At 64.3% G+C, this 13,670-nt stretch carries 16 protein-coding genes; 4 read left to right on the top strand and 12 right to left on the bottom strand.

Translation table 11 applies throughout. The annotated features are described in order from the left end of the window. Positions 1 to 378: 378 nt before the first annotated feature. The 9 genes from PHP91_RS00210 to PHP91_RS00170 form a co-directional block, all read right to left on the bottom strand. Positions 379 to 1,443 (bottom strand): efflux RND transporter periplasmic adaptor subunit, encoded by a 1,065-nt coding sequence (locus PHP91_RS00210; RefSeq protein ID WP_300135373.1) that lies wholly within the window; start codon positions 1,441 to 1,443, stop codon positions 379 to 381. A gap of 34 nt (positions 1,444 to 1,477) precedes the next feature. Beyond that, positions 1,478 to 1,660 (bottom strand): hypothetical protein, encoded by a 183-nt coding sequence (locus tag PHP91_RS00205; protein WP_300135371.1) that lies wholly within the window; start codon positions 1,658 to 1,660, stop codon positions 1,478 to 1,480. Then, complete coding sequence (locus tag PHP91_RS00200; RefSeq protein WP_300135369.1) at positions 1,632 to 1,883, bottom strand: hypothetical protein; 252 nt, start codon at positions 1,881 to 1,883, stop codon at positions 1,632 to 1,634. Before PHP91_RS00200 ends, PHP91_RS00205 begins: the two co-directional genes overlap by 29 nt. Positions 1,884 to 2,131: 248 nt before the next feature. Further along, positions 2,132 to 2,737: a TetR family transcriptional regulator gene (locus PHP91_RS00195; protein ID WP_300135367.1), complete on the bottom strand. Its 606-nt coding sequence runs from the start codon at positions 2,735 to 2,737 to the stop codon at positions 2,132 to 2,134. Between the two features lie 221 nt (positions 2,738 to 2,958). Next, positions 2,959 to 4,179, bottom strand: a complete 1,221-nt coding sequence (locus tag PHP91_RS00190; RefSeq protein ID WP_300135365.1) for an ABC transporter permease — start codon at positions 4,177 to 4,179, stop codon at positions 2,959 to 2,961. A gap of 66 nt (positions 4,180 to 4,245) precedes the next feature. After that, the gene (locus PHP91_RS00185; protein WP_300135363.1) at positions 4,246 to 4,911 is read right to left on the bottom strand and encodes a DUF3431 domain-containing protein; all 666 of its coding nucleotides are present in this window, start codon (positions 4,909 to 4,911) and stop codon (positions 4,246 to 4,248) included. Continuing rightward, positions 4,904 to 5,692: a LarC family nickel insertion protein gene (locus PHP91_RS00180; RefSeq protein ID WP_300135361.1), complete on the bottom strand. Its 789-nt coding sequence runs from the start codon at positions 5,690 to 5,692 to the stop codon at positions 4,904 to 4,906. The genes PHP91_RS00185 and PHP91_RS00180 overlap by 8 nt, the downstream gene beginning before the upstream one ends. An 81-nt stretch (positions 5,693 to 5,773) precedes the next feature. Further along, on the bottom strand, positions 5,774 to 6,523 hold the full coding sequence (gene larB / locus PHP91_RS00175) for a nickel pincer cofactor biosynthesis protein LarB (RefSeq protein ID WP_300135359.1): 750 nt from the start codon (positions 6,521 to 6,523) through the stop codon (positions 5,774 to 5,776). Beyond that, on the bottom strand, positions 6,520 to 7,281 hold the full coding sequence (locus PHP91_RS00170; RefSeq protein WP_300135357.1) for an ATP-dependent sacrificial sulfur transferase LarE: 762 nt from the start codon (positions 7,279 to 7,281) through the stop codon (positions 6,520 to 6,522). Before PHP91_RS00170 ends, larB begins: the two co-directional genes overlap by 4 nt. Positions 7,282 to 7,442: 161 nt before the next feature. Between PHP91_RS00170 and PHP91_RS00165 the strand changes: the two genes are divergently transcribed. The 4 genes from PHP91_RS00165 (at position 7,443) to PHP91_RS00150 (ending at position 10,011) form a co-directional block, all read left to right on the top strand. Further along, positions 7,443 to 7,916: a MarR family transcriptional regulator gene (locus tag PHP91_RS00165; protein WP_300135355.1), complete on the top strand. Its 474-nt coding sequence runs from the start codon at positions 7,443 to 7,445 to the stop codon at positions 7,914 to 7,916. A 106-nt stretch (positions 7,917 to 8,022) separates the two neighbouring features. Continuing rightward, complete coding sequence (locus PHP91_RS00160; protein WP_300135353.1) at positions 8,023 to 8,802, top strand: class I SAM-dependent methyltransferase; 780 nt, start codon at positions 8,023 to 8,025, stop codon at positions 8,800 to 8,802. A gap of 538 nt (positions 8,803 to 9,340) precedes the next feature. After that, positions 9,341 to 9,595 carry a helix-turn-helix domain-containing protein gene (locus PHP91_RS00155; RefSeq protein ID WP_300135351.1) on the top strand — a complete coding sequence of 85 codons (255 nt, stop codon included), beginning with the start codon at positions 9,341 to 9,343 and terminating at the stop codon, positions 9,593 to 9,595. 11 nt (positions 9,596 to 9,606) lie between these two features. Continuing rightward, positions 9,607 to 10,011: a hypothetical protein gene (locus tag PHP91_RS00150; RefSeq protein WP_300135349.1), complete on the top strand. Its 405-nt coding sequence runs from the start codon at positions 9,607 to 9,609 to the stop codon at positions 10,009 to 10,011. Between the two features lie 117 nt (positions 10,012 to 10,128). Here the strand turns inward: PHP91_RS00150 and PHP91_RS00145 are convergent, their stop codons facing one another. The 3 genes from PHP91_RS00145 to PHP91_RS00135 all read right to left on the bottom strand — a co-directional run bounded on the left by PHP91_RS00145 (position 10,129) and on the right by PHP91_RS00135 (position 13,607). Further along, the gene (locus PHP91_RS00145; protein ID WP_300135347.1) at positions 10,129 to 11,433 is read right to left on the bottom strand and encodes an ATP-dependent 6-phosphofructokinase; all 1,305 of its coding nucleotides are present in this window, start codon (positions 11,431 to 11,433) and stop codon (positions 10,129 to 10,131) included. A gap of 106 nt (positions 11,434 to 11,539) precedes the next feature. Further along, positions 11,540 to 12,547: a D-glycero-beta-D-manno-heptose-7-phosphate kinase gene (gene rfaE1 / locus PHP91_RS00140; protein WP_300135346.1), complete on the bottom strand. Its 1,008-nt coding sequence runs from the start codon at positions 12,545 to 12,547 to the stop codon at positions 11,540 to 11,542. Between the two features lie 142 nt (positions 12,548 to 12,689). Continuing rightward, positions 12,690 to 13,607 carry a ParB/RepB/Spo0J family partition protein gene (locus tag PHP91_RS00135; RefSeq protein ID WP_300135344.1) on the bottom strand — a complete coding sequence of 306 codons (918 nt, stop codon included), beginning with the start codon at positions 13,605 to 13,607 and terminating at the stop codon, positions 12,690 to 12,692. Positions 13,608 to 13,670: the final 63 nt, after the last annotated feature.

Genomic DNA, 13,670 nt, shown 5'->3' with positions numbered 1-13,670 from the left:
CCGGGGGGAGCGGGCCAAGTTGATCCGTGCGACTACCGCAATGTCAAACGTTCAAGTCCAATTTTAAAGGCATTTGAAATAACAAAACAAATTGTTTTAATCCCCTTTTCTCCCCCAAACACTCCCCCCTCTTCAACCGGGCCACTGTCCGGGAGTCTTCGGGCGGGCTGTTTTCGTCCCGGCGGGCGAAAGCGGCCCACCCGAAGACTCCCGGACGCCGCCTGACCGCCCCGCACGCCGTCCGGACCGCGCCGCCCAGCCATCGGGCTCTGCCCCCGCGAAGCGGAGAGTGGGGTGCAGGGGCTTTGTCCCTGCCGGGTCCAGGGCAGCGCCCTGGTCTCCCCGAAGGGGCCGCCGGAGTCATCCCCCATGCCGCGCCTACGGGTTCAGCAGAAACCTGTCTCCCGGCCGCACGTCCGGGCTGGAGACGCGGCGCAGGTCGTCTTCGGCGGCGCCGAGGAGGACGACGCGGACGCGCTGGTTGTCCGGGGTGACCAGGAAGTATTCCTCGTAGGCCTTGACCAGGGCGGACTTGGGCACGAGCACGGCCCCGCCGGGGTCGGGCAGGTCGAGAAGCAGTTCGGCGCGCAGGCCGCCGCGGAACTCGAAGTCGCCGGTGGTTATTTCCAGGTCCACGTTGATCTTGCGCGACTGGGGATCGAAGCCGGGCGAGACGCGGGCGATGGTGGCCTCGACGATCCGGTCGAGGTCGGTCATGCGCAGGCGGATGTCCTTTTTGTCCTTGAGGACGCGGTATTCGGCGCTGGTCAGGGCGAAGGGCACGAGGAGCACGTCGTAACGCCCGAGTTCGGCGACCTTTTCTCCCTTGGTGACCCACTCGCCGGGCTCGATGTAGCGGGTGACGACCTTCCAGCCGGAAGGGCCGAGCAGGGAGAAGCGCTTCATGCGTTCCGAAAGTACGCGCTCCTCGATCTGCTTGGCGCGCAGTTGCTGCAGGGCGGACTGGTGGGCGCGGATGTTGTTGTCAAGGGTCGACTGGGCGGCGTTCTTGCTTTTGACCAGAGCCTGGTAGCGGTCCATTTCCTTCTTGTTGTAGGCCACCTCGGACAGGAGTCGGGCCTGGTCGGCCCGGTTCTGTTCCAGGTCGAGCTCGATGAAGGTGGTGTCGAGCTCGGCGAAGAGGCCGAACGTGTTCAGGGTGTCGCCCACGTCGGCCACCACCTTGTGCACGCGGCCGGACTCCTCGGAGACCAGGGTCATGGAGTTGCGGGCGCGCGTGAAACCGGTAAGGGCGGCCTCGCGCGCGGCGGACCGGGCGATGAAGCTTTGGGCCGGCGCGGCCGGAGCGGCGGCGGGTTCCGGGGTCGGAGCCGGGGCCTCGGCGGCGGCCGTGTGCGCCGGTACGGCGCTTTCGACTTTTTTGTCGTCGTTGCAGCCTGCGAGGAGCAGGGCCAGAAAAAGCAGTGGTATGAGATAGTTCATGGCAAGCTCACCTGTTGGTGAATGGTTGCTGAGATCACCGGAATCCGGGCCGCAGGCCGAGGCCGACGATGTGCCCGACGACCCGTTCGATGTCCGTTTCATTGGCGAGGGCGGCGACGCAGCCCCGCACGGAGGAGCGAAAGAGCTCGTCTGAATCACGGGAGTTTTTCGCCTTTTCTTCTTCCAGGTCAACCTCCCGGCAGTTGGTGCAGAACATGAGCCGGAAGTATTCCGGCTCGTTGATGGCGAAAGCCGCGTAGCTGCACCGCCCACGCGCAGCCGCTCAAGGGGGTCGTGCTCGGTGTGCTGGAGCTCGCGCCGGGAGGCCACGAACCGAACGAAGCCCTCTTCGCGCAGTCCGGGAGGATTTCGAGCTTGTTGCAGAAATACCGGTAAAGGGCCGCCGGGCTGTACTCGATGGCCGAGGCGACGCCCCGCATGGACAGCCCCGGCGGACCAACAGGGTCCTGGCTGCGTCCAGGATGCGCCGCCCCATGGCTTCCCGGTCACGTTTCCTTCGTTGTTGCTTGCTCATTGCCAGGGCCAGCAAACACTCTTCGCTTTATAAACGCTGTTTGCGAATTGTGGCAAGGGCCGCCGCTTCCCACGCCGGGCGCAACAAGGCGGCCCGCGTGCGGAGGAAGGGATGAAGGCGTGGGAGGCGAACGTGGCCCGGGCCAGCGCCGGGTCAGGACTTATGGCAGGAGAAGAGCAGCCGGACCTGGGGTTCGATGAATTGCAGCACCTTTTCAGCGTCGAACCGCATGGCCCGCATGCCGATGGTGGCCACCCCGGCCAGGTAGATGGAAACCAGGGTTTTGACCGTGGTGGAGACGTCGGTTTCGGCCTGGAGCTCGCCGGTGCGCACCGAGTGTTCGACGAGCGTGGCGAAATGCACGGAGAGATGCCAGATGAACTGGTCCAGGGTGTCGGACCACGGCTGCTCACCCTCCAGGGCCAGCCGGTAGAAGATGTCCGCCTCTTCCTGCATCTCGCTCAGGCACTGGCATCGCCGCTTGATGATGAACATGATCTTGTCGTCGAGGCTGGCCTCGGGCATGGAGGCCACATAGTCGTTGATTGCGTCGTTGAGCTGGTCCGCACCGGCCGCGCAGACCAGGAAGGCTTTGCAGGTGAAATCTTCCTCGATCTGGGCGACGTCCACCCCCGCCCTGGCCGCGATTTCGTCTATGTCCACGTCCCGGACGCCCTTTTTGCCGAAACACTCCACGGCGGCCCGGATGATCCGTCGGCGGCGAGCCAGTTCCTCGAACGTCTTTTCCTCGTCTTGCATTGCGATCTTCCCCCTGGTCCCCGTCACGGCCGTGCCGATCGCAGGCCGGACTATCCCCGTTCATAGGACAGCAACGCCGACGCCGCGTCAACCGCCTGATGAAAATTATCATGCCTTGTGATGTTCTCCTGGTAGCGGGACCGACATTTAAATAGCCGGCTGTTTTTCAATTGAATAGCCAGCTATGTTACTTTGTATCAGCAATGATTTTGGATGGTAAGCTAATTTCTCAGGATGTCGAGGATTTCAATGTGCGCCGCCTGCCAGGCCGGGTAGGCCCCGGCCGCCACGCCGAGCAGGCAGGAACCCGCCAGGGTCGCGACCAGGCTCGTCGGGTCAAGGACCAGGGGCAGGTCGGCCACGTTGCAGCCCACCACGACCAGGACCAGGGTGGTGGCCACGCCGAGGGCTCCGCCCACCCCGGCCATAAGCGCGGACTCGAAGAGGAACTGGCGCACGATGTCGCGCCTGCGGCCCCCCACGGCCCGGCGCACCCCGATCTCCACCCGCCGGGCGCGCACCACCAGGATCATGATGGAGAGGATGCCCAGCCCGCCCACGGCGAAGGAGATGACCGACGAGATGCCGCCCAGGGTGGACATCAGGTCCAGGGCCTGGCGCTGCAACTGCATGGCGTCGCGCGGGGTCATGGAGGCGAAGTCGTCCGGCTCGCCCGGCGTCAGGGCGTGGCGACTGCGCATGATGGCGTTGACAGAGGCCTGGACCTGGTCCAGGCCGGCCTCGCCGTCCAGGCGCAGGAACACGCCGTTTACCCAGGTCTGGTTGCTCGCCCGGCGCATGTAGGTGGAAAGCGGCATGAGCAGGTATTCGTCCTGGTCCTCGCCCGAGACGTCGCGCCCCTTGCCCTCCATGACGCCGACGACGTGGAACGAGGCGCGGTAAAGGTAGACCAGGCGGCCCACCGCGTTCTCCGCCCGGCCGAAGAGCCGCTCGGCGATCTTGCGGCCGAGCACGCAGACCTTGGCCCGCTCCTCCACTTCCCGCCCGGTGAAGAACCGGCCCGTGTCCGGATAAAAACTGCGGATGCTCTGGTACTGCGGCCAGGTGGCCAGAATTTTGGCCGTGACCGCGTTGCCGCCTCCCCGCACCTGCAGGTTGGCGCTGACGAAGGGCGCGCCCTCCAGGACCGACGGAACCCCGTCGATGAGCGCCTGCGCGTCCGAGAGCTGAAAGGTCTTGATGTTCCCGTCCGTGCGCATCTCGCCGCTGCGGCGGAACCGGATCTGCCCGGCCAGGACCGCATAGAGGTTAGGCCCGAGCTGCTCCGTCTCGATCTCGGCCCGGCGGACCAGGATTTCCGAGACGTGCTGCACCCCGGTGAAGGCCAGGGCCCCGAGGAACACGCCGAGCATGGCCAGGATGGCCCGCCACTTGTGCGCCCGGAGCGACGACACGGCGATGCGCAGGTTGAGCGGCAGCATCAGCGGACCGCCTCCACGTACGGGACGGCCGCGATCCGCCCTGCCCCGCGTCCAGCGCCCGCCGCCCTAGTCATAGCGCTCCCGGTTCCAGGCCGTGTTGCCGTTGAATATGTATTGCCAGAGCCGCTCGATGGCGTGGCCGGTGTTGTTCGCGTCGTCCGGGTCCCGCTCCGCCAGGCGCAGGGCGTGCTCGTAGAAGGCGCGCGGCCGGGTCCGGATGCGCTCACCCGTGACGGCGAAAACGCCGGTCGGCGCCCGAGCCACTATCCGCTCGGGCGGCGCGGCGGCGAAGAGCGCGGTGAAGACCGTCCCCACCGGGATGTCCTTGCCCCACCCGGACCAGCGGCCCCGGTTGCTTTCAAGGCGCATGTCGTGCGGCCGCCCCAGCGCGTCGCACTCCAGCCGGAACCAGGCGAACCCCCGGAACGGAACGCGACCGTCCGCAACGTCCGCAATCATCGACCGCAACATCGCCGGCGTGCCCCGCCCCGTCCGATCAATGTGATCGAACGGATCGCCCTGGACAAAGACGTTGACCCTGGCCAGGTTGTCGTACTCGCGCACGACATGGGTGAAATAGGTATGCGCCTCCCGCCCGATGTTCGGCAGCGGGACAGCGCCAGTTGGCGCATCGTCCCCCTTGTCGTACACGACGTAATCATAGCCCAGCTCATCGGCCCAGGAGACGTCCTCCCGGTATCGGGCGATGATCACCTCGACCGTATCACGCATGATGATGTGCGGAATGATGGTGACGCACGGGTTTCTTGCCCACAACCGTCTCCAAGAGGAAGGCGCGCACGTAGGTGGGCTGCTCGTCGCAGGATCGCCCGCCCGAGCCGTAGCCCACCGCCAGGACCCTGCCCATGGGCTGCGGACCGCAATCCCGTGCAATGGTCCGCAGGATGGCCAGGCCCGTGGGGGTGGCCCGCTCCATGCCGCAGTCGGAGCCGAAGGTGGCCAACCCCTTGGCCAGTTCGGCGCAAGCCGGTGCCGGAACAGGCATTTTGCCATGCGCACAGGTCACGAATCCCGACCCGAGATCCACGGGCGAGACGACCGTCTCCACGGCCTCCAGCGCCTCCAGCAGGACCATGGCGCCCACAACGTCCACAATGGTGTCCACAGCCCCGATCTCGTGGAAGTGGACCGTCTCCAGGTCAACGCCGTGGACCTTGGCCTCGGCCCGGCCGAGCAGGGTCAGGGCCTGGATGGCCCGCTTCGCCTCCTCGGGCGAAAGCGCGCTGTCCTCCACGATCTTCACGAGGTTGGAATAGGTCCGCAGAGGCTGGTCAGCGGTCTGCTCCACATCCAGGTGCCAGGTGGCGATGCCGCCGACCTTCTTTTGCGACCAGTGCAGGGCGAAGCCCGCCAGCCCGAGCCTGTCCAGCGACTCGCCCAGCCGGGCGAACCCGTTGCCTGGCCCGGCGGTCTCTTCCAGCGCGTGAGCCATGGCCGACAGCAGCATGTCCCCGCTCACGCCCGAGGAACAGTCCAGATAGAGTGTGCGCATCTTCGCTCCGGTTTGCAATTCATCTCACCGGTACACGCCCGGCCGCCTTTCGGCAACCTCGTGCACCGTTCGGCCCATCGGTCAGGCGACCGGGCCCCGGACCGCGCGCATGTTGATCTTGTGGGCCAGGAAGCCCGCGCCGAATCCGTTGTCGATGTTGACCACGCCCACGCCCGGCGCGCAGGAATTCATCATGGCCAGCAGTGCGGCCAGGCCCTGGAAGCTCGCGCCGTAGCCAACGCTGGTGGGCACGGCCACCACCGGCAGGTCGGTCAGCCCGCCCACCACGGACGGCAGCGCGCCCTCCATGCCCGCCACAACCACCAGGGCCGTGGCGCCCGCCACGTCCTCCATGGCCGTGAAAAGCCGGTGAATGCCCGCCACCCCGCAGTCGTGGCGGCAGGCCACTCCGCTGCCCAGGAAACGGGCCGTGCCCGCGGCCTCCTCGGCCACCGGCATGTCCGAAGTCCCGGCCGAGAGGATCAGTATGCGGCCGCGCGGCTCCGGGTCGGGCCCCACGCGCAGCAGCCGCGAGACCGGGTCGTAAACGGCGTCCAGCGAGGCCGGGAGCGCCGCCGCATGAGCGGGCTCGGCCCGGGTTCCCAACGCCCGGCCGCCATGGGCCGCCAGCCGACCGAAAATAACCGCCACCTGCTCCGGAGTCTTGCCCGCGCAGTAGACCACCTCCGGACCGCCCGCCCGCGCCTCGCGGTGCAGGTCCAACTGGGCGCAGCCGGCGTCCACCACCAGTTGACCGAGCAACCGGCGCTTGGCCTCCTCCATGGTCATCCGCCCGGCCGCGTATGCTTCGAGAATCTGTTCCGGGCTCATTCCCGCCACTCCCTGAATCGGCATGATCTCAGGCCGATCCCCTCGATTTCCGCCGCGAAATTATCACGCAATTTATCTACTATTTCACTGTGTTCCGGCATGTACTCCACAGTCGCCATCAGATTATCAGGCCGGACGCGCAGGGACTCGACCCCGCGCGCATGGAAGAAGGATTCGAGCCGGTCCACCAGGGCCAGCTCCCCCGGTTCCAGCGGAGTCCCCGTGGGTATCCGCGTGGCCAGGCAGCTCTCGGACGGCCGGTCCCAGGTGGGCAGCCCGGACTCCCGGGCCAGGGCCCGCACGTCCGACTTGCACAGCCCGCACGCCTTGAGGGGCGAGACCACGCCCCACTCGCGTACGGCCCGCAGCCCCGGCCGGGCCGGATCATCGTCCGCATTGGTCCCGTCCAGGACCAGGCAGTCCGCGCCCAAGGCCTCCCGGATGGCGCGGAACAACGCCCGCTTGCACCCGTAGCACCGGTCCGGGCCGTTGCCTCGCACCAATGGATCGTCCAGCGGCTCGACGGGCAGCACCCGGTGGGCCATGCCGATAAGGGCCGCCAGCTCCGCCGCGCGGTCCAGCTCGCGCCGGGCCACCAGCTCGTGGTCCCCGGTCACGGCGATGGCGCGTTCGCCCACGGCCCGGAACGCGGCCAGGGCGACCAGCGAACTGTCCACCCCGCCGGAAAGGGCCACCACAACGCAGCCGCCCTGCCCCGCCTTGTCCGCAATCGACGCCTGCAACAGATCCATCCGCATACGCGAAACCTAGCCCAGCCCAGCCCCGGCTTCAACTCCTTTCGCCCGCGCCTGCCCCCCCCCGCCACCCGCCCCGGCCCGGCACTCCCCGGTTGACACGCGGACCGGCTTGACATAGCCTGCTATATATTTGGCTATTCGTCATATTACCCACTGGAATCATGGAAGATAGCAACAACGACCTTTTTTACTGCCAGCTCTCGCGTTTTCACCGGCTGTACGACCGTGCGCTGCGCAGCCGGTTGGCCCCTTACGACGTCAATCCCGGCTACCTGGCGGTCCTTCAGCACCTCTGGCTGGCGGACGACGTCACCCAAACCGAACTCAAGGGCCAGCTCGACGTCGAGCAGGCCACCCTGTCCAACACTCTGCGTCGCATGGAGCGTGACGGGCTGATCCTGCGCACCCCCAACCCCGAGGACCGACGGCACCACGCCATCACCCTGACGGAAAAGGGCCGGACTTCGCACCGACTTGTCGTCGAGGCCATTGAGGACCTGCGCCGGACCGTGCACCAGGGGCTGACCGTCAACGACCGCCGCTATTTCAAGCGGATCATGCGCCAGATGACCGACCAGTTGGAAGACGACCTCACCGAGCCGCTCTTCGTCCTCCTGGACGAGGTGACGGAGTGATCCCCTGCCTCGGCCTCACGCCCCCGGCCCGCTTCAACGCGGCCCGGGCAGAACGAATGGTTGCAAAGCCGGTGCAACCCCGCTAGTAAGACCCCCCGGAGCACCCATGAAAAAATACATCGACGTGACCATCGGCGGCGAGACCGTAAAGAAACACCGTCGCGACGTCCTCAAGGACGCCGTCATCTGCGCCTCCATTCCGGACCGGCCCTGCCACATCTTCGAGGCCAGCGCCGGTTCCGCCATCCTCTCCCGCCAGTTGCGCGACCAGGGTCACCGGGTCAGCATCTCCAACTATTACCCCTGCGGCTTCGAGGACATCGAGGAGCATTTCGCCGACCTGAACCGCCCCCTCGACCTGCCTGACGACACCTATGACGTGGTCATCTGCCGCGAAGTCATTGAACACGTCGAATCCGTGCCGCATACCCTGCGCGAGTTTCACCGCATCCTCAAGCCGGGCGGGACCCTTATCCTGACCTTCCCCAACCGGCTCCAGATCCGCTCCCGCTTCCTCTACCTCATGTCCGGCTTCTACCGGGGCATGAAGTCGCCCATCAACCTCGGCATCCACATGGGCGAGGGCCACATCAACCTGATCGGCTACCCCGAGATGGACTATTTCCTCCGCAAGACCGGCTACGAGGTGCGGTCCGTGGACGCCTCCTACTACCAGGCCAGCGACAAGATGTTCCTGCTGCTCAAGCCCCTCATCGCCCTGACCACGAACTATTACCTGCTGAAATACAAAAAGAAGGCGCAGGACCACGACAAGACCAAGCCGGAGAACATCGCCTACAATCGATACATCGCCAAGACGCTGCTGACCAATGCCCTTTTCCTCGGCAAGGACGTCATCATCTCGGCCTCCAAAGCAACCAGTTGAAATCTTGAAGTAAGCTGAGGGTCAACCCCATTCGCGCCCCTTTTGGGCCCAAGCTGTCGACGGCTCCCGAGTTCACCGCCTCTTCAATCAACTTCAATCGACTGTAATTCCCAGGGTCTCGCCAGTCCCCACCTACCCCTTTCCGTTTCTTCATCCTCTCCGGCAACGCTTACCACAACAGACTTCAATCTTTTGTGTTTTTTGCCCTAATTTTGTCCAAGTTATTCTCGACTACATATCATCCTGAAATTCATAAATATTTATACTTTAGCCCACAGTTCTGCTCATGATAAACCTATGACATTTTCTAGAATTTCTTCATTGAATTCAGTCATTGAATTGTTCAATTCGTGGTTTTTTCCCATTATGTTTTTGCACGGATTCTGCTATAGCCTTCCCTAATGGACAACAACCTCCCGTAATCCCGCCCGTTCGGCTGTCTTTAGAAATTCTCTAGACTTTGTGGGACAACGTTGTACTTTGTTGACAATCTTTGACACCTTATGTCAAAGAGTGAACATCGCAGGTCTGATGTGACATGGTGAACAACAAAGAATCGACCAAGCCTCCCGCCCTTTTGACGGTGAAGGAGGTAGCGGAGTTGCTGAGGGTTCATCAGCGCACGGCATACCGCTTGATTACGGACGGGACCATCCGTGCCGTGAAGATCGGCAGCCAGTGGCGCGTTCCGGAGCAGGCCCTGCTGGATTTCATTGAAAACGGACTGAACGAACCGGTCGCCCCGTCGAAGAGGAAACCGGTTTCGGATCAATACAAACTTCCCTTGGACTAAGGAGCAAGCGCATGTCGAACAAGGTTATTGGTGGTCTCAGCGGCACCGATCCCATCCTCAAAGTCAATCTGCCCAACGATTTCGGGCAGGACATCCCGGTCACGGGCCAGCTCATCGGCGAGGAGATGTATTTTGACGACCACAGCGGCATGCTGACCATGGAGAAGCTCTACCGCGATCAGGACGGCCATCTTTCCTACGGCATCATTTCCGCCATCGGTCATGCTCGCGAGCGCCGCGCGTATCGCATCGAGGAGCGCGAGGAGAGCTGCATCGCCTCCAACGGCAGCCTTTCCCTGGAATTTTCCTACGACGAGCTTTTCGAGCTGCTGGCCGTGGCCATGGAGGCGGAAAAGGAAAGCGCCGGCCGTCAGGTCAGCGAACAGGTCCGCCGCCGTCTCGCCGTCAACGAATAGGTTTTTTCCGGTTGACGCGAAAAGGGAGTCCGAAAGGACTCCCTTTTTCTTTGTTTTCCATTTGGTTAAGGCTTGTTAAGGGATGGAGCCGGCTTGCAGACCTGCACCGGGCCTTGGCTAGTCCTTGTAGTAATCCTGCTGGCCGGTGGCTTCCATGACCGCGCGCCAGTAGTCGGACTCCACGTTCAGGGAGCGGCGTTTTGCCGTGACCAGGTCGAGGGGCAGGTGGACCATGCTCGACTTGAGCTGGGCCACGACCATCCCGGTTTTTCCGGCCATGGCGGCATGGACTGCATTCTGGCCAAGGAAGCCGCAGTAGACGCGATCCCCCGCATTGGCCGGGACCGAGCGGATCATGTAGCTTGGGTCGATGAATTTCATGAACATTTCCATGTCCGTGGACTCGAAGTGCGTCTTGATCCGCTCCATGAGCAGGGAGCAGATGTCGGCCAGCCGCCGGTTGCCGGACGGGTCCTTGCGCTCCTCGCGCAGGAGCAGGTCTTGTCCCGCGCCCTCGGCGCAGACGATAAGGGCGTGGCCGCGGCGACGCAGCCGCCGTTCCAGGGCCATGAGGAATCCGTCCTCGCCGTCCAGGTTCAGGTCCGCCTCCGGCACGAGCAGGAAGTTGACTTCTCGCATGGCCAGGGTGGCCTGGGCGGCGATGAACCCGGCCTCGCGGCCCATGAGCTTGACCAGGCCGACGCCCATATCCATGCCCGTGGCCTCGACGTGGGCGCTCTGGATTGCCTCGGTGGCTTTTTCCACGGCGGTGTCGAAACCGAAGGAGCGGGTGATGAAGTTGATGTCGTTATCGATGGTCTTGGGCACGCCGATAACAGCTATCTTCCTTCCGCGCTTGGATATTTCATCGACGATCGCCTTGGCCGCGCACATGGTCCCGTCCCCGCCGATGACGAAGAGGACGTTGACGTTCATGCGCTCCAGTGAGTCGACGATCTCGCCGGGGTCCTGGGGCCCGCGCGAGGAGCCGAGCACGGTGCCGCCGAAGTGGTGGATTTCCGACACGGACTGCGGGGTCAGTTCGGCCACATCGTATCCGTAGCGCGGGATGAAGCCGCGCAGGCCGAAGCGGATGCCGATGACGGTGCGGATGCCGTAGTTGTAGTGGGCCTCGTTGACGATGGCGCGGATGACGTCGTTGATGCCGGGGCACAGGCCGCCGCAGGTGACGATGGCGCACTTGGTCTTGGAGGGATCGAAGTAGATCTTTTCCCGAGGGCCCGCCTTTTCGAACCGCATGGCCAGGGTTTCGTTCCCGAGCTCGCAGAGTTCCTCGCCGGTCATCATCAGGGTCAACGGTTCGGAATCATTTCTATATTTGCTGAGCTTCTGCGGCGTTCCGATCTTGGCCGGGCCCAGGTTCCCGATGGTGGTATCGTAGGAAGCCTTTTTTTTCGGCATGATGCACCCCGATCCGCGACATCTTTTGCGGAGAGTTGCGGTTATTACTGTTTACGATGGCAACACACCGATTTCCGGCGTGGTTTCATCTTGTATTCCTTTGCGGCTACCACGCCTCGACTTCGGGCTCCGGGAGTTCTTCCATGGCCAGGTACAGGTCCTCGATGGAGGCCGTGGCCGCACCGATCTGCCCCACGACCACCCCGGCCGCATAGTTGGCCAGGGTGCAGGCGGTGAGCAGGTCCAGCCCGGCAGAGAGCCCGAGGGCCACGGTTGCGATGACGGTGTCACCCGCACCGGTGACGTCAAAGACCTTCTGGGCGAAGGTAGGGATGTGGCTGACCGTGCCGGGCCCCTCGAACAGGGCCATGCCGTCGCCGCCCATGGTGATAAGCAGGTTGCGGCATCCCAGGCGTTCGAACAGGGCGCGCCCGGCGCGGATCACGGTGTCCTGGCTCTTGACCGGCAGCCCCGCCCCCTCTCCCGCCTCCTTGGTGTTGGGCGTAAGCAGGTCCACGCCCCGGTAGAGGTCGTAGTTCACGGTCTTGGGGTCGACAAGGATGAGCGGTCGGCGCTCGCACCGCTCCACCATGCGCATGAACCGGCACATGAAATCCTCGCAGATGAAGCCCTTGCCGTAGTCGGAAAGGATTATCACTGGATAGTTGTCGATAACGCCCTCCAGGTAGGCGAAGAGGGAATCGAGCTCCGCCACCTGCAGGGGCACGGCCAGCTCCTGGTCCACGCGCACCACCTGCTGGTTCGCGGCGATGATCCGGGTTTTCTTGGTGGTGGGCCGGGCCGGGTCGCGGATGAGCTTGGTCTTGATCTCCGCGTCGCGGCAGAGCTTGTCCAGCCGCTCGCCGTCCTCGTCCGTACCCACGGCGGCCACGAGCAGGGCCCGGCCGCCCAGGGACACGATGTTGCGGGCCACGTTTCCCGCCCCGCCCAGGAGCGAGGATTCGCGCACCACGCGCACCACGGGAACGGGGGCCTCAGGCGAGATGCGGTCCACCTCGCCGATCATGTAATGGTCGAGCATAAGGTCGCCAATGATCATGACCCTCTTCCCGGCAAGGGCCTCGATGGCCTTTCTAATCTGCTTCAGTGTCATAGTTCCAACCATGCGAATTTTAATATGTAATCAGAATGTATGATTCGCGCTGTCCGATGATCGTCGCCTGACCCTCAGGGCCGGATCATCACCGCCCTATCGGCGGAAGATCGATGGCGGATCACTCTTCCCCGGTGCGGGTTCAGACGAATTCCGCCCCGAGCTTTTCCGCAAGAATCCGCAAATCACTTTCGTTCTTGTAACTGACGGTAATCTTGCCCTTATCCGTGGTGCCCGCAATCCTTACCTTAACATTCAGCAACTCGCCGAGCGCCTCCTGGAGATTGGTCAGGCGGGGATCAGTGGGAGCGGCCTCTTCCCGGACTGGGGCGGGACGCGGGGCCTGGCCGATTTCCTCGGCCCCGGGCAACCGGCCATGTTCCTTCCAGAACGAGGCCTGCGCCTCGGCTTGGCGCACGGTCAGTCCGTTTTCGGCGATACGGCGGTGCAGCGCGCCCTGGGCGTCGGCCTCGGTCACGGCCATGATCGCCCGGCCGTGGCCCGCGCTCAGGGTTCCCTGCTGGATGTCGGCCCTGACCTCGTCCGGCAGGTTGAGCAGGCGAAGCGAGTTGGCCACGGCGGACCGGCTCTTGCCCACCTGGCGGGCCAGCTCCTCCTGGCTCAGGCCGAACTGCTGCTGCAACTGTTGGTAGCCGAGCGCCTCCTCCACCGCGTTCAGGTCCTCGCGCTGCAAATTCTCGATCAGGGCGATGGCCAGGCTCTCCTGGTCCGTCATCTCCCGGACCAGGGCCGGAATCTCGTCCAGCCCGGCCAGCCTGGAAGCGCGCAGACGTCGTTCGCCCGCCACCAGCTCGTAGCGACTGTCGCCAAGCGGCCGGACAAGCACTGGCTGCAGGACGCCGCGCACCTTGATGGAGGCGGCCAGGTCGTCCAGCCCTTCCCGGGAGAATTCCCGGCGCGGCTGATGCGGGTTGGGCGTAATGGCCGAGAGCGAAATCCGCCTGACCTCGGAGGAATCCGAGGTCTTCCGTTCGTCCTCGCGGACGCCGCCGAGCAGCGCGTCCAGCCCACGGCCAAGCCCCTTGCTGGGTAATGACATATATCCTCTCCTTCTGCTTCCCGCATTGCACCTTGCCCCATGGTGCTTTTGCGCCTATAACGC

Origin of the sequence: Pseudodesulfovibrio sp., from assembly GCF_028692895.1 — a bacterium.
Lineage (GTDB): Bacteria > Desulfobacterota > Desulfovibrionia > Desulfovibrionales > Desulfovibrionaceae > Pseudodesulfovibrio.
The sequence above is the reverse complement of the archived record's forward strand: the minus strand, read 5'-3'. Positions and strand labels throughout refer to the sequence as shown.

Bases quoted from the DNA above. Each gene is read 5' to 3' on its own strand.
- PHP91_RS00210 (WP_300135373.1), bottom strand. From the start codon at position 1,443: ATGAACTATCTCATACCACTGCTTTTTCTGGCCCTGCTCCTCGCAGGC.
- PHP91_RS00205 (WP_300135371.1), bottom strand. From the start codon at position 1,660: ATGTTCTGCACCAACTGCCGGGAGGTTGACCTGGAAGAAGAAAAGGCG.
- PHP91_RS00200 (WP_300135369.1), bottom strand. From the start codon at position 1,883: ATGCGGGGCGTCGCCTCGGCCATCGAGTACAGCCCGGCGGCCCTTTAC.
- PHP91_RS00195 (WP_300135367.1), bottom strand. From the start codon at position 2,737: ATGCAAGACGAGGAAAAGACGTTCGAGGAACTGGCTCGCCGCCGACGG.
- PHP91_RS00190 (WP_300135365.1), bottom strand. From the start codon at position 4,179: ATGCTGCCGCTCAACCTGCGCATCGCCGTGTCGTCGCTCCGGGCGCAC.
- PHP91_RS00185 (WP_300135363.1), bottom strand. From the start codon at position 4,911: ATGCGTGATACGGTCGAGGTGATCATCGCCCGATACCGGGAGGACGTC.
- PHP91_RS00180 (WP_300135361.1), bottom strand. From the start codon at position 5,692: ATGCGCACACTCTATCTGGACTGTTCCTCGGGCGTGAGCGGGGACATG.
- larB (WP_300135359.1), bottom strand. From the start codon at position 6,523: ATGAGCCCGGAACAGATTCTCGAAGCATACGCGGCCGGGCGGATGACC.
- PHP91_RS00170 (WP_300135357.1), bottom strand. From the start codon at position 7,281: ATGCGGATGGATCTGTTGCAGGCGTCGATTGCGGACAAGGCGGGGCAG.
- PHP91_RS00165 (WP_300135355.1), top strand. From the start codon at position 7,443: ATGGAAGATAGCAACAACGACCTTTTTTACTGCCAGCTCTCGCGTTTT.
- PHP91_RS00160 (WP_300135353.1), top strand. From the start codon at position 8,023: ATGAAAAAATACATCGACGTGACCATCGGCGGCGAGACCGTAAAGAAA.
- PHP91_RS00155 (WP_300135351.1), top strand. From the start codon at position 9,341: ATGGTGAACAACAAAGAATCGACCAAGCCTCCCGCCCTTTTGACGGTG.
- PHP91_RS00150 (WP_300135349.1), top strand. From the start codon at position 9,607: ATGTCGAACAAGGTTATTGGTGGTCTCAGCGGCACCGATCCCATCCTC.
- PHP91_RS00145 (WP_300135347.1), bottom strand. From the start codon at position 11,433: ATGCCGAAAAAAAAGGCTTCCTACGATACCACCATCGGGAACCTGGGC.
- rfaE1 (WP_300135346.1), bottom strand. From the start codon at position 12,547: ATGACACTGAAGCAGATTAGAAAGGCCATCGAGGCCCTTGCCGGGAAG.
- PHP91_RS00135 (WP_300135344.1), bottom strand. From the start codon at position 13,607: ATGTCATTACCCAGCAAGGGGCTTGGCCGTGGGCTGGACGCGCTGCTC.